16 protein-coding genes are annotated in these 12,138 nt (G+C 71.4%); 6 read left to right on the top strand and 10 right to left on the bottom strand.

The window, feature by feature from the left end; all coding sequences use genetic code 11:
- Positions 1–318: 318 nt before the first annotated feature.
- Positions 319–645 (bottom strand): hypothetical protein, encoded by a 327-nt coding sequence (locus ACLQ2W_RS03125; RefSeq protein ID WP_425785138.1) that lies wholly within the window; start codon positions 643–645, stop codon positions 319–321.
- Between the two features lie 559 nt (positions 646–1,204).
- A complete protein-coding gene (locus ACLQ2W_RS03120; protein ID WP_425785137.1) occupies positions 1,205–1,393 on the bottom strand; it encodes a hypothetical protein in 189 nt (62 codons plus the stop codon).
- Positions 1,394–1,510: 117 nt separating this feature from the next.
- On the opposite strand from ACLQ2W_RS03120, the gene ACLQ2W_RS03115 reads away from it, so the two are divergent.
- Entirely contained in the window at positions 1,511–1,720 is a 210-nt protein-coding gene (locus tag ACLQ2W_RS03115; protein WP_425785136.1) for a hypothetical protein, read from the top strand.
- Positions 1,721–1,733: 13 nt separating this feature from the next.
- Here the strand turns inward: ACLQ2W_RS03115 and ACLQ2W_RS03110 are convergent, their stop codons facing one another.
- On the bottom strand, positions 1,734–2,594 hold the full coding sequence (locus tag ACLQ2W_RS03110; protein ID WP_425785135.1) for a hypothetical protein: 861 nt from the start codon (positions 2,592–2,594) through the stop codon (positions 1,734–1,736).
- A gap of 161 nt (positions 2,595–2,755) precedes the next feature.
- Here ACLQ2W_RS03110 and ACLQ2W_RS03105 point away from each other — a divergent pair, with 161 nt between their 5' ends.
- Positions 2,756–3,271: an SRPBCC family protein gene (locus ACLQ2W_RS03105; protein ID WP_281933532.1), complete on the top strand. Its 516-nt coding sequence runs from the start codon at positions 2,756–2,758 to the stop codon at positions 3,269–3,271.
- Positions 3,272–3,293: 22 nt separating this feature from the next.
- Here ACLQ2W_RS03105 and ACLQ2W_RS03100 read toward each other — a convergent pair whose 3' ends face one another.
- Both ACLQ2W_RS03100 and ACLQ2W_RS03095 read right to left on the bottom strand, forming a co-directional pair.
- Positions 3,294–3,998 carry a DUF2786 domain-containing protein gene (locus tag ACLQ2W_RS03100; protein WP_405091928.1) on the bottom strand — a complete coding sequence of 235 codons (705 nt, stop codon included), beginning with the start codon at positions 3,996–3,998 and terminating at the stop codon, positions 3,294–3,296.
- Between the two features lie 33 nt (positions 3,999–4,031).
- A complete protein-coding gene (locus ACLQ2W_RS03095) occupies positions 4,032–4,421 on the bottom strand; it encodes a hypothetical protein (RefSeq protein WP_425785134.1) in 390 nt (129 codons plus the stop codon).
- A gap of 166 nt (positions 4,422–4,587) precedes the next feature.
- Here ACLQ2W_RS03095 and ACLQ2W_RS03090 point away from each other — a divergent pair, with 166 nt between their 5' ends.
- Positions 4,588–5,925, top strand: coding sequence for an ABC transporter substrate-binding protein (locus ACLQ2W_RS03090; RefSeq protein ID WP_405091926.1), 1,338 nt, complete (start codon positions 4,588–4,590; stop codon positions 5,923–5,925).
- Between the two features lie 59 nt (positions 5,926–5,984).
- On the opposite strand, the gene ACLQ2W_RS03085 is transcribed toward ACLQ2W_RS03090, so the two are convergent.
- Positions 5,985–6,728, bottom strand: a complete 744-nt coding sequence (locus tag ACLQ2W_RS03085; protein ID WP_425785133.1) for an enoyl-CoA hydratase/isomerase family protein — start codon at positions 6,726–6,728, stop codon at positions 5,985–5,987.
- Positions 6,725–7,582 carry a 3-hydroxyacyl-CoA dehydrogenase family protein gene (locus tag ACLQ2W_RS03080; RefSeq protein ID WP_425785132.1) on the bottom strand — a complete coding sequence of 286 codons (858 nt, stop codon included), beginning with the start codon at positions 7,580–7,582 and terminating at the stop codon, positions 6,725–6,727. Before ACLQ2W_RS03080 ends, ACLQ2W_RS03085 begins: the two co-directional genes overlap by 4 nt.
- Positions 7,583–7,745: 163 nt before the next feature.
- Here ACLQ2W_RS03080 and ACLQ2W_RS03075 point away from each other — a divergent pair, with 163 nt between their 5' ends.
- Entirely contained in the window at positions 7,746–8,033 is a 288-nt protein-coding gene (locus tag ACLQ2W_RS03075) for a hypothetical protein (protein ID WP_107157979.1), read from the top strand.
- 52 nt (positions 8,034–8,085) lie between these two features.
- On the opposite strand, the gene ACLQ2W_RS03070 is transcribed toward ACLQ2W_RS03075, so the two are convergent.
- On the bottom strand, positions 8,086–8,865 hold the full coding sequence (locus ACLQ2W_RS03070; RefSeq protein WP_405091923.1) for a class I SAM-dependent methyltransferase: 780 nt from the start codon (positions 8,863–8,865) through the stop codon (positions 8,086–8,088).
- 53 nt (positions 8,866–8,918) lie between these two features.
- Between ACLQ2W_RS03070 and ACLQ2W_RS03065 the strand changes: the two genes are divergently transcribed.
- Positions 8,919–9,317: a PPOX class F420-dependent oxidoreductase gene (locus tag ACLQ2W_RS03065; protein ID WP_425785131.1), complete on the top strand. Its 399-nt coding sequence runs from the start codon at positions 8,919–8,921 to the stop codon at positions 9,315–9,317.
- 71 nt (positions 9,318–9,388) lie between these two features.
- Here the strand turns inward: ACLQ2W_RS03065 and ACLQ2W_RS03060 are convergent, their stop codons facing one another.
- Together ACLQ2W_RS03060 and ACLQ2W_RS03055 are read right to left on the bottom strand one after the other, a co-directional pair.
- A complete protein-coding gene (locus ACLQ2W_RS03060; protein WP_007073996.1) occupies positions 9,389–9,598 on the bottom strand; it encodes a BldC family transcriptional regulator in 210 nt (69 codons plus the stop codon).
- Between the two features lie 258 nt (positions 9,599–9,856).
- On the bottom strand, positions 9,857–10,696 hold the full coding sequence (locus tag ACLQ2W_RS03055; RefSeq protein ID WP_107157982.1) for a hypothetical protein: 840 nt from the start codon (positions 10,694–10,696) through the stop codon (positions 9,857–9,859).
- Between the two features lie 176 nt (positions 10,697–10,872).
- Between ACLQ2W_RS03055 and ACLQ2W_RS03050 the strand changes: the two genes are divergently transcribed.
- Positions 10,873–11,955 (top strand): Glu/Leu/Phe/Val family dehydrogenase, encoded by a 1,083-nt coding sequence (locus ACLQ2W_RS03050; RefSeq protein ID WP_405091921.1) that lies wholly within the window; start codon positions 10,873–10,875, stop codon positions 11,953–11,955.
- The last annotated feature ends 183 nt before the right edge of the window (positions 11,956–12,138 follow it).

The following is a 12,138-nucleotide window of genomic DNA, read 5'->3' as shown; positions in this document are numbered from 1 at the left end:
TGGACAATTTTCTGGATAGGAAGAGTCAAACCAGGACTCACTGCCGTAGGGGATCCGCTCAACTATCCCCTTCCGGCCTTTGTAATACCGCATCCCCTGTGCACGTATGATTAGCAATGGAAGCGCGTTGAGTTTCGCATCGCCTTCGTACATGACGACCTGCGACCGAAATTTTTCCATAAGCTCGGCCTCAAGTTCCCACAGGTCAGAGTCAAGGTGCGGGTGGAGCTCTTCGCCAAGCTCCTTGAAGTGAAAAGAGTGAGCAATCTCGAAGAGGTCGATGAAGGCGTCTTGAATCTGGTCCGGGGCGACCGAAACCTAGTAGTGCACGACCTCGTTCCGAAGCTTCTTGGCTGCCTGTAGGCGGGTTATGTCTTCGGGATCGAGCACCACGCCGCAGCGCTGGAGCCGCGTAAGAGCGCCGTCCAGACTTACAGTGTTTGTTCCGGACTTGTCGATGTTCGAAAAGACCAACACGTGATGCTCTCGACGCAGCCGCTCTTTGAGTAGCAGCTCAATAGCTTGGGCTGCGTTCACGATCGCGAAGGTCCAATGGATGTCATCCTCCTCCTCGGCACGTCGCGCGTTGCGCATCGATTCGTTGAGGAAGTTATAGGCGTTCTCGGTGAGCGTAAGTTCAAGCATCCTTACCCTTCCCAGCCCTGCTCGAGGTCCTTAAACCATAGTGGTCATCATCGCCTGCCGAAACTCCTCGGACGGTCGCCAGATTGTTCAGCCTTCGCGGACGAGCCAGCGTGGAGCGCCCTACCGGGCCAACGAGCTTGGGAGACCTATGCGGAGCCCGCGATTGGCGTCACGGCGGCGAGGATCGCGAGGGCCGCGACACCCGGTGCCGCCCGGTCCGGGTTCGATCTTCGCTTGTGCGCCTCTGCATCTACTTCCCCCTCATGAGCCCATGGGCGCATGAGGGGGAAGTAGATGCGGTTTAACGTCACACTCCGTAAACTTTGATACAGGCGATAAAGTGACAAATTGGTTTAGATGCTCGTCATGACGTTGGCAAGCGCAGACTGAAAATCGGAAGGTCGGCGGTTCGACCCCGCCCCTGGCCACATAGCCTTTCGCCGGGCTACAAAGATCCCCACCAGCGGAAACGCCGGTGGGGATCTTGCTGTAGGTGCCACGTCGCGCCCGCCTCGACGCGACCGCCCTTGTGACACAGGCCCTGACGGCAGGTCTCCAGCTACCGCTGCTCCGGCGGCCTGCGCGTCCAGAGTGCGACGCCTACCAGCAGACACGCGGCGCCGACGACGGCGACGGCGGACTTCACCACGCCGGAGAGATCAGCGACGAACGGGAAGGCACGCGTCGCGGCCAGGGCCAGGAAGGCCAGCACGAACAGGGCGACGGCGAGAATACGGTGCGGTGTCACCGCGCTATTCGACCAGACCGGGTCGGTCGAGGGACTCGCCACCGTGTCGGATAAGGCGCGGCAGGTGCTCGGCGCCGTCTACTCCGACGACTGGAGTCATTGCCCTACCGTCGGGTCATGACGACTGTGGTGGTGTCCCTCCTGGTGGCGGTGCTGCTGGCGCTCGCGGTGGCGATCTTTGTCGGTCGACGCGACCGGGGCCGGAGCGCGGCGTCGGAAGACCCGACCGCGCTGCGCGCCGCCCGCGTCGAACAGTCCCGCACCGACGTGGAGCGGCACCTCGGGCAGAGCGAGGCCTACCGCAGTCGCACCCCGAACAGCACCTGACCATCCGTTCCGGTCACCGTCCCGGCCGCTGCTGACGGCGCTGGCTCATGCCGCTCTGAATCGCCTCCCAGACGCTCCGGCCGGCCTGCCGCAGCGTCTCCCCGGCCTGCCCGGCAACCTGCGCCGCCCCGGCCCCGGAGGACAGAGCTGTTCCGGCGCCCCCGACCCCGGCCCCACCACCTGGCGTGGCGTCCCCGGCGGACTCGGCGCCCCGACCGGATCCGGCGTCGCCGGCAGATCCAGCGTCGCCGCCCGACCCGGCAGCAGCACGCGCGGCATCACCGCCCGGACCCGGGCCGCCGCCCAGCCCGGGACCGCCGGTCCTCTCGGCCAGGGCCTCCTTCCCGGACGACGCTTCTCCGGACGGTTCGCGCGTCTGCATCCCGGCGGTGACGGGTGGCTCGACCCGACCGGCCACCGGCCGGCCGGCCCGGTCAACCACCTCACCGACGTCGGTCACCTGCTGACCGGTCCGGTCCACGACCTGACCGGCCGCCCGGTGCACGTCGTCGACCGTCACCCCGACGGAACGGGCCAGCGCGTCGATCAGCTGCGGGTTGCGGTCGATCGTGGTCAGCGCCCGGTCCAGGATCTGCACCAGCTTCTCCAGCCGTACCTTGAGCAGGGCCTCGGCCCGGACCCCGGTGATGTCCAACTCGACGCCTTCCAGGTGCACCCGCACGCCCGCGTCGAGTTGGAGCAGGTTGGCCAGCCGGGCACGCAGCGAGAGGTCCGCGTCGAGCCCGTCGACCGTGAGCCGGATCTCGTCGACCGACAACTCCGGCACGTCGAGCAGGACGTCCGGCTCCGGTTCGGCCGCAGCCCGGGAGGCGGTCGGCTCCCGGGCCCGTTCGGTGGCTCCGCTGTCGCTCATGCTCCGCTCCCCCATCGGTCGCTCCGGGCCAGCGGCGGTTACCCGCTTTCGGATACGACATCCGCCGGGCGGTTCACGGTCGGGAACCGGCGTTCCCGCTGTCCGGAAGCAGCCGAAAGCAAAGCTGCACAGCGAGACATCAGCCGGTATGGTCCGGGCTTATGGGACAGGAGATGGCCGATCCGGATGAGGTCCGGCAGGAATCCGACCGCTTCTACCTCCGCAGCAGCATCCTCGTCCCGGCATCCGGCGAGCGGGCGTACGCCGTCTTCACCGGCGCGCTGGCCGACTGGTGGGTGCGCGAATACACCTGGTCCGGGCCGGAGGCGCTGGCCGGGCTCGGGGTCGAGCCGAGGGCCGGCGGCATGCTCTACGAGATCGGCCCGTACGGCTTCCGCAACGACTGGGGCCGCGTGCTGACCTGGGATCCGCCCCGCCGGCTGGTCTTCACCTGGCAGATCGGGCCGGACCGGGTGCCGGTGCCGGACCCGGCCCGGGCCAGCGAGGTGGAGGTGCTCTTCCACCCGGAGGGCCCCGACTCGACCCGGGTGGACGTCGAGCACCGTTACTTCGACCGGCACGGCTCGGCCGCCGAGGGCTACCGCGAGGCGCTCACCGCCGGCTGGCACGAGCTGCTCTGCCGCTACCTGGCGACGGTCACCCGGACCACCGACTGACCGACCGCCACGCGACCGCGGCTCAGCCGGCGATGCCCCGGCTCGCGCCGCTGCCGGTCAGTCCGGTGTCGCCCAGGTCGGCCCGGCGGCCCGCGGCGGCGCCCGAGCCGAAGCCACCCCCGGCGAGCCGGCGGCGCGGGGCGGTACGCAGTCGCGGGTACGTCTCGGCGAGCCGGCGCTGGACGCGGTCGGAGCGGTCGGCGAGCACCAGCGCCACCGACGGCACGCCGGCCTCGGCGGCGGCGCCGGCCTCGGCCGCGCGGAGCCGCTCGGCGATCACCTGGGCGAAGCCGGCCAGCCAGGTGCGCCGGAACGCGGCCGGGTGTTCCCCGACCGGCACGGCGGCCCCGGCCAGCCCGTGCGCCGCCTGGACCAGCAGCGAGGTGAAGAGCAGCTCGACCCGCTCCAGGTCGCTGGCGAAGCCGAACAGGTGCATGGCGAAGCCGTTGCCGTGGCGGCGGCGGACGCAGCGGCAGCGCAGCGGGTCGGCGACGGCGGCGAGCAGGCCGGCCTTGTCCCGGGCGTACGGGGCGACCACCTCGACCGTCCGGTCACCGACCGGGTCGACGGCCGGGTCCCGGGCGGCGAGCAGCGCCCGGTCGACGCCGTACCGGGCGATCAGCTCGGTGGCCTTGGCCATGAACGTGGCCGCCTCGGCGGGCGTGCAGGCCGGGTCCTCGGCCTGGGCGAGCAGCTTGCGCACCTTGCTGAGCATCGCCTCGGACATCAGTCAGGGTTACCACAACGAGGCGACGGCTGGTCAGTCCGCCCGGCTGCGCAGCGTGGCGATGGTCGAGCCGGCGAGCGTGAGCAGGCAGTCGGGCAGCAACCCGTCGGCGGCTGCCGCACCGAACAGCGCCTCGCCGGTGTCGGCGTCGTCGTTGGCGTACGCGCTGACGAACCGGGCCACCCAGCGGGTGTCGTAGTCGGCCTGGTCGATGTCGGGGAAGTCGAGCGCGGCGGCGCCCGCCGGGGCGTCGTCGCCGAGCATGGTGGCGGCCAGGCACCAGGCCACCCCGTACGCACCGGCCAGCCCGGAGCGGTCCACCACCGCGTCGAAGGCGCCGACCACGCCGGCGCCGTCGCCGGCCAACGCCGAACGGAGCACGGCGGTGGCGTCGTCCAGCGTCTGCTGTGCGTCATCGGTCACCTGCGGAACAGTAACGTCGGGGGTCAAGCGGTGACCCGGAACCAGCATGTCGATCACCGAGAGTGATACCCGCAGTCGGGGTGCCGACGGAGCCCGGTCCACAGTCCCGCGTGCCGCGCCGGCACGCTAATGTGCGCAGCGGACCTTCGCCGGAGGAAGGACGACCATGCTTGGAAATCGCACGTCGCGCGCGGCCCTGTCCATGGCCTGCGCGGCGCTCCTGCTCGCTACCAGCGCCTGCGGGAGTGACGAGCCGAAGGACGCGGGCACCACCCAGGTCCGCCTCTACGGCACCGACGGCAACATGCAGAACTCCTTCGCCGCGGAACTCAAGGACCGGGCGAATCTCCTCAACGGCATGAAGGGCACCACCCCGCTCACGCCGCTGCCGGAGAGCTTCAAGGAGCGGCTACGTAACGTCAATCCGAAGCTGACGGACTACCTCTACTCCGCCGAGTCGTACGACGCCGTGGTGATCAGCGCGCTGGCGGCCCAGCTCGCCGGCACCACCGCGCCGGCCGAGATCGCCAAGCAGATCGTCGGCGTGACCACCGGCGGCCAGCGCTGCGACGAGGTGGCCGTCTGCCTCCAGCTCGCCCGTGCCGGCCAGGACCTGGAGTACCGGGGGGTGTCGCTGACCCGGGCCGGTTTCACCGACAACGGTGAGCCGGCCACCGCGAGCTACGGCACGCTGCACTTCGACAACCAGCAGCTCGACGACGCGAAGACCGAGTTCGTCGGCGCCGGCGAGGAGTCCGGGGCGAGCACCAAGTCCCCGCCGCGCGGCCGTAAGCCCCGCGCCGGCAAGGCGAAGGACGCGCCGCTGGTGCTCGGCGGCCTGCTGCCGAAGACCGGTGACCTGGCGTTGGCGTACCCGCCGATGGCCGCCGCGGTCACGCTCGCGGTCAACGAGATCAACGCCGGCGGTGGGGTGCTCGGCGAGCCGGTGAAGTTCGTCGAGGGCGACGACGGCACCAACCCGGCGGTGGCGAAGGCGACCGTGGCCACGCACGTCGCCCAGGGCATCCCGGTCATCATCGGCGCCGGCGCGTCCGGCATCTCCCGGGCGGTGCTGCCGGACGTGGTGGCCGCCGGGCGGATCCTCTTCTCGCCGTCGAACACGGACGCGGGCTTGAGCACCGTGGACGACAAGGGGCTCTACTTCCGCACCGCCCCGCCGGACAGCCTCCAGGGCCGCGCGCTGGCCGACGTGATGCTGCGGGACGGTCCCCGCAAGATCGTGCTGCTGGCCCGTAAGGACTCCTACGGCGAGGGCCTCCAGGAGAACGTCCGGGCCGAGCTGGAGAAGGCCGGGGTCGGGGCGGACCGGGTCAAGCTGCTGACCTACACGCCGCCGGACGACCCGAAGACGCCCGTCGACTTCACCGGCATCGCCGGGGACATCAAGAGCTTCGGCCCGGAGGCCGTGCTGGTGATCGGATTCGGCGAGTCGGCGACCGCGATCACCGCGCTGGCCGACGCCGGGGTGCAGATCCGGAACTGAGCCCGACGAGCATCGAGGGCCGCGCCGGGACTTCCGGTGCGGCCCTCGGCGTTCGCGGTTCAGCGCGCCCGGCGCCGCTCCAGGAACTCGGTCATCCGCCGGTGCTTCTCCTCGTCCTCGAAGAGCACCGCCTGGCTCAGCAGGTCGAGCTGCGGGTGCGCGGCCGGCGGCGCGTCCACCGCCAGCTTGGTCAGCCGCAGCGCCAACGCCGAGCCCTTGGCCATCTCGTCGAGCAGGCCGTGCGCGGTGGGCAGCAGCTCCGCCGGGTCGTCCACCACCCGGTTCACCAGGCCGATCCGCAGCGCCTCGTCGGCGTCCACCCGACGGCCGGTGAAGAGCAGCTCCTTGGCCCGGGCCTCGCCGATCAACGCCGGCAGCCGGTAGGTCGCGCCGGCGCCGGCCAGGATGCCCAGCCGCACCTCGGGCTGGCCGAAGACCGCCCGGCCCGTGCACACCCGAAGATCGCAGGCGTACGCCAGCTCGGCGCCGCCGCCCAGCGCCGGGCCGTCGACGGCCGCCACGGTGGGCATCGGCAGCGCCCGGATGCGCGCGAAGACGCCCTGGTTGATGGCGGCCAGCGCGTCCAGCCGGCCGCGTTCGCGGAGCTGCCCGATGTCGGCGCCGCCGGCGAAGATGCCCGCCGCCCCGCCGGTGAGCAGCATCAGCCGGGGGCGTGCCTCCAACTCGGCGCAGACCGCGTGCAGCTCGCCGACCAGGTCGGCGTCGATCGCGTTGCGTTTCTCCGGCCGGTCCAGCGTGACCACGAGCCGGTCCGGCAGTTCCTCGATCCGCAGCCCGCTCATTGTTTGACGCCGCCTTCCCAGGTGTAGAAGCCCTGCCCGGACTTCTTGCCCAGTTTGCCGGCGGCGACCATCTCCGCCAGCAGCGGCGGCGGTGCGAAGCGGTCGCCGTACGCGGCCTGGAGCGTCCGCGCGATGTCGAGTCGGACGTCCAGCCCGACCAGGTCGGTCAGCTCCAGCGGGCCCACCGGGTGCCGGTAGCCGAGCACCATCGCCTTGTCGATGTCGGCCGGGGCGGCCACCCCGTCGGCCACCATCCGGATCGCCTCCAGGCCGAGCGTGACGCCGAGCCGGGAGGTGGCGAAGCCGGGCATGTCGCGTACCACGACGGGGTCCTTGCCGAGCCGGGCGGCAAGCGCGACGGCCGCTTCGGTGGTCTCCGGGGCGGTGGCCGCGCCGACCACGACCTCCAGCAGCGCCATCGCCCAGACCGGGTTGAAGAAGTGCAGCCCGAGGAAGTCCGCCGGGCGGTCCAGCCCGTCGGCCAGCTCGGCGATCGGGATGCTGGAGGTGTTGCTGCCCAGCAGCGCCGGCCGGCGGCCCTCGGCCTGGCGGAGCACGGCCCGCTTGAGGTCGAGGCGCTCCGGGACCGCCTCCACGATCACGTCCGGTCCCTCGGCCACCTCGGCCAGCCCGGCCCGCAGGGTCACCCGGACCCGGTTGGCGGTGGCCGCCTCGGCGGTCAGCTTGCCCCGCTGCACGGCACGGTCCCACAGCTCGCCGAGCCGCCGGACCGCGTCGGCCCCCCGGTCGGGGTCCACCTCGACCAGTTCGACCGCGTACCCGGCGCCGGCCGCCACGTACGCGATGCCGAGGCCCATGGTGCCGGCCCCGACGACCACAAAACGACCACTCATCGTGTCCCCTCGCCGCGGCGGTGGCGCGCGGGGTCTCCGCCGCGCCGGGCCGGCCGCTCGCTCGTCCCTGCATGCGACCCTATGCAGGACGAGCCCGCCGGGCATGCGTGGGGGCCGGCCGGATGGGGTAAAGACCGGCGTCAACGCCGAAGGAAGGAACGAGATGAGCCAGGCACCGGAGAGCGCGGAGCGCACCGAGACGGTCGAGACGCGCGGTGACGAGCGGGTGGACCTGCTTCGTGCGGACACCAACAACGACGGCAAGACCGACGTGTGGGTGGTGGACACCGACGGCGACGGCAAGGCCGACCTGTTCCAGTTCGACACCGACGGCGACGGCAAGGTGGACATCACCATGGTCGACATCGACGAGGACGGCACGCCGGACGAGGTGGTCGACGGCGACGGCGGCCTCCCGCCCGAGGAGACCACGCCCACCGTCCAGGTCTGAGATACAAGGAGGGGCCCCTTCTTATCGCGTAGGCGATAGCAGGGGCCCCTTCTCAACGGCGCAGCGCCAGCGTGGCGAGGTAGTACGGACGGTCGGTGTCGTCCACGTCGGTCAGTCGCCACGGGGAGCCGTGGACCAGCTCGGCGAACTCGTCGGGCGAGCACACCAGGTAGTCGAACCATTCGGTGCCGAGCAGCCGGTAGCGCAGCCGCAGCCGGAGCTGCCCGCCGAGCCGGCCGCGCCGCCGGTTCGCCTCGTGGTAGCCGGTGTGCACCGGATCGGTGGTGCCGTACGGGTCGGTGCCGTGCGCGATCACCCGCGCGCCGGGACGGGCCAGCGCGGCGAGCGCGGCCAGCAGCGCGGGTGCGCGCTCGCGCCCCTCGAACAGGCCGAGGTTGTTGCCGAGCAGCAGGAACGTGTCGTAGCGCCGGCCGTCCGCGACGTGCTCGTCGACGGTGCCGTGCACCAGCTCGCGGACGCCCCGGTGGCGGCTGACGCGCAACGCGCCGAGCGAGGTGTCCAGCCCGGTGACCGGCACGCCGCGCTCCTGGAGGTGCAGCGCGATCCGGCCGGCGCCGACGCCGACGTCGAGCACGTGCCCGTGCACCCGGTCGACCGCCCGGTGGTCGTGCGGCTGCCACTGCTGCGGCGGGTCCAGGTAGTGCCCGGCGGGCGCGCCGTTGACCAGCCCGTCGTCCCGTTCGATGATCTCGATGACCGGCCGTGGCAGCCGTCCACCGGCCATCGGCCGGGGGCCGACGCCGGTGGCCACCGCGTACGCGTCGCGGATCATCTCGCCGAACACGTCGCCGATCGTGGGCTCCCCGGTCATGGGTGCACGCTATCCGGGCTCGGTTCCGCCGTCGCAGCCGTATCCTGGGCGGCGTGACCGACCTGGACCGCCTGGCGGCGGAGAAGTACGTCCTGCTCACCACGTTCCGCAAGGACGGCCGGGCGGTGCCGACGCCGGTGTGGGCCGTGCGCGACGGCGACGCGTTGGCGGTGTGGACGGTGTCCGACTCCGGCAAGGTGAAACGGATCCGGCGGGACGGCCGGGTCACGGTGGCGCCGTGCGACGTGCGGGGCCGGCCGCACGGCGAGGCGGTGCCGGGGCACGCGACGATCGACGACCCGGAGAGCACGCGCCGGGTCCGTGAGCTGCTCAAGCGCAAGTACCGGCTGATCGGCCGGTTGAGCCTGCTGGGCAGCCGGTTGCGGCGGGGCGAGGGCGGCACGGTGGGGCTGCGGATCGTGCTGGACGCGCCGACCTCCGGACACGATTGAGGGCGGCGGATCGTCGCTGTCGCGACGTCCCACCGCCCCTGATCGGAACGCCTGAGAGATCGTCCGGGTCGTCAGTCCCCCTGACGCTGCTGGGGGATCTGCCCCTGCAGCAGGGCCCGAACCTCCGACTCGCGGTAACGGCGGTGGCCGCCCAGGGTCCGGATGGCGCTGAGCTTGCCAGCCTTGGCCCACCGGGTCACCGTCTTCGGGTCGACACGGAACATCGACGCCACCTCGGCCGGTGTGAGTAGCGGCTCGGGTTCGTGCGTTCGCGATGCCATCGGGGTCACTCCTCCACATGTATAGACATCGGCCGGGGTCCCGCCGGCCGACGCGTCTCCCATGGTCCGGCTAGTCCCCGATGTCCGACATGGGCCGAACGGCTGAAGGTCCCTAGACGGACGGATGAACCATGCCCGATTTTTACGACTTTTACACCGCAGAAACCACCTTATTAGGACTCATGATCACGGTTCGTGATGCGTCAATTACGAGACACTCTCGTAGTGCCCGCCAGGGAAGGGGACAAACCGGGCGTGTCAGTTGCAGCGCTCCAGAAGCTGCACCGCACGCCAGCGGGCGACCAGCTTGTCGTACGCCGCCGAGGCCTCCTCGGCCTCGCCCCGGGACAACCCGGCGAGGCCCGCCGCGACCAGCTCGGTCGAGTCGTCGGCCGCCAGCGTCTCGTCCGGCAGCAACTGCACCAGACCGCCGTAGTCCAGCTCCACCACCGAACGCGGATGGAACTCCTCCAGCCAGCGGGCGGCCTCCTCGACCGCCTCGGTGATCGGCGCCTCGCCGACCGACTTGCGCAGCACGGACAGCGCCCGGGACGAGCGGCGGCGGGCCTTGGAGATCTCCGTGCGGTAGCGCAACGCGCGTCGTTCCGGCTCGGTGACCAGGTGCCGCTCACCGGCCTCGAACAGCACGAACCAGCGCAGCGGCACGCCCCACGTGGCGACCTGCTCGTGGACCCGGGGCACCCCGTGCTCCAGCACGCGCGCCCCGCTGCGCCAGTCCTCCACCACCGCCTTGGCCTGACCGGCCAGGACCGGCGGCACGAACGCGTCGGCGAGCACCGACGGCACCCCGTCGCGGGCGCTCAACGCCGCCTCGGCGACCCGGATCCGCAAATTCCAGGGGCAGACCAGCAGCGCGTCGTCGGATTCCAGCACGTACGCCTCGTCGGGCAGGTCAGGCAGCCGGGTCCAGCCCGCGCCGAGCGCCTCGATCACCGAGGTGCGCTGCCGGCCCGGCCCGTCCAGCGGGGCGATCGCCCGGCCCTCGCTGACGTACCGGCGCCAGTACGACTGCCGGTCCCGGTCGAAAGCGGTCAGCGGCTCGTACACGCGCAGGTATGAAGCGAAGAGCGACGGCACGGCGCGATCCTCCCACGAGACAGGGCCGTCCGTCGCCGCCGTCACACCGGCGGCGTGACGTGCGCGACAGCACGGTTCCGGCCGATATTAGGCTCAATGGCACCGGCACCATCCCGCCGGCGTGCCACCGAAGGTTCCGCGCCCCACAAGGGCGCACACCGACACAGGAGTCAGCCATGGGCGTATTCGCCAGCACCGACGACCCGTCATCCTCGGGTCACGAACAGGTCGTGTTCTGCCAGGACAAGCAGTCCGGCCTGAAGGCGATCATCGGGATCTACTCCACCGCGCTGGGCCCCGCCCTCGGTGGCACCCGGTTCTACCCGTACGCCAGTGAGGCCGACGCCCTCGCCGACGTGCTCGACCTGTCGCGGGGGATGGCGTACAAGAGCGCCCTGGCGAACCTGGACCTGGGCGGCGGCAAGGCGGTCATCTGGGGCGACCCGGAGCAGCTCAAGAGCGAGGCGCTGCTGCGCGCGTACGGCCGCTTCGTGGAGTCGCTCAACGGCCGGTACTACACCGCGTGCGACGTCGGCACCGACGTCAGCGACATGGACATGATCGCCCGGGAGACCCGCTACGTCACCGGCCGCAGCGTGGCGCACGGCGGCGCGGGGGACTCCTCCGTCCTCACCGCCTGGGGCGTCTACCAGGGCATGCGGGCCGCCGCCGAGCACGTGTGGGGCAGCCCGACGCTGGCCGGCCGCCGGGTCGGCGTGGCCGGTCTGGGCAAGGTCGGCAAGTACCTGACCGCGCACCTGTTGTCCGACGGTGCGGAGGTCGTGGCGACCGACGTCAACCCGCGTGCCCGGGAGTGGGTGCACGCCACCCACCCGCAGGTCACCCTGGTCGACGACACCGCCGCGCTGGTCGCTTCCGACATCGACGTGTACGCCCCGTGCGCGCTGGGCGGCGCACTGAACGACGAGACCGTGCCGGTGCTGCGGGCCAAGGTGGTCAGCGGCGCGGCGAACAACCAGCTCGCCCACCCGGGCATCGAGAAGGTGCTCGCCGACCGGGGCATCCTCTACACGCCGGACTACGTGGTCAACGCCGGCGGCGTGATCCAGGTCGCCGACGAGATCGAGGGCTTCAACTTCGAGCGGGCCAAGCTGCGTGCCACCCGGATCTTCGACACCACCCGGGAGATCCTGCGGCTCGCCGACGACGAGGGCGTTCCGCCGGCGGTGGCCGCGGACCGGCTCGCCGAGCGGCGGATGGCCGAGGTCGGCCGCCTGCGCACCATCCACCTGCGGTGAACCGGTGCCCGGGGGCGGGCGTCGGTCCACCCCCGGGCCGCACCCGGGCCCGAGTTGGGCGTTAAGCTGTTTTTGGTGTTTACGTAGCAGTTCGTCCGCTGTCACGGCCGGCCCCGGCATTCACTCCTTACCGGGTACACTGTGTGACGGCCGGAACACTGCGACGCGCAGGGCCGGTCGACG

The sequence above is a fragment of the Micromonospora sp. DT227 genome (genome assembly GCF_049841835.1).
GTDB lineage: Bacteria > Actinomycetota > Actinomycetes > Mycobacteriales > Micromonosporaceae > Micromonospora.
This window is presented reverse-complemented; position numbering and strand designations above follow the sequence as displayed.

What these genes read in the sequence shown, in the direction of transcription:
- ACLQ2W_RS03125 (WP_425785138.1), bottom strand. Translation starts at nt 645, where the DNA reads ATGCTTGAACTTACGCTCACCGAGAACGCCTATAACTTCCTCAACGAA.
- ACLQ2W_RS03115 (WP_425785136.1), top strand. Translation starts at nt 1,511, where the DNA reads ATGACGACTGTGGTGGTGTCCCTCCTGGTGGCGGTGCTGCTGGCGCTC.
- ACLQ2W_RS03110 (WP_425785135.1), bottom strand. Translation starts at nt 2,594, where the DNA reads ATGAGCGACAGCGGAGCCACCGAACGGGCCCGGGAGCCGACCGCCTCC.
- ACLQ2W_RS03105 (WP_281933532.1), top strand. Translation starts at nt 2,756, where the DNA reads ATGGGACAGGAGATGGCCGATCCGGATGAGGTCCGGCAGGAATCCGAC.
- ACLQ2W_RS03100 (WP_405091928.1), bottom strand. Translation starts at nt 3,998, where the DNA reads ATGTCCGAGGCGATGCTCAGCAAGGTGCGCAAGCTGCTCGCCCAGGCC.
- ACLQ2W_RS03090 (WP_405091926.1), top strand. Translation starts at nt 4,588, where the DNA reads ATGCTTGGAAATCGCACGTCGCGCGCGGCCCTGTCCATGGCCTGCGCG.
- ACLQ2W_RS03085 (WP_425785133.1), bottom strand. Translation starts at nt 6,728, where the DNA reads ATGAGCGGGCTGCGGATCGAGGAACTGCCGGACCGGCTCGTGGTCACG.
- ACLQ2W_RS03080 (WP_425785132.1), bottom strand. Translation starts at nt 7,582, where the DNA reads ATGAGTGGTCGTTTTGTGGTCGTCGGGGCCGGCACCATGGGCCTCGGC.
- ACLQ2W_RS03075 (WP_107157979.1), top strand. Translation starts at nt 7,746, where the DNA reads ATGAGCCAGGCACCGGAGAGCGCGGAGCGCACCGAGACGGTCGAGACG.
- ACLQ2W_RS03070 (WP_405091923.1), bottom strand. Translation starts at nt 8,865, where the DNA reads ATGACCGGGGAGCCCACGATCGGCGACGTGTTCGGCGAGATGATCCGC.
- ACLQ2W_RS03060 (WP_007073996.1), bottom strand. Translation starts at nt 9,598, where the DNA reads ATGGCATCGCGAACGCACGAACCCGAGCCGCTACTCACACCGGCCGAG.
- ACLQ2W_RS03050 (WP_405091921.1), top strand. Translation starts at nt 10,873, where the DNA reads ATGGGCGTATTCGCCAGCACCGACGACCCGTCATCCTCGGGTCACGAA.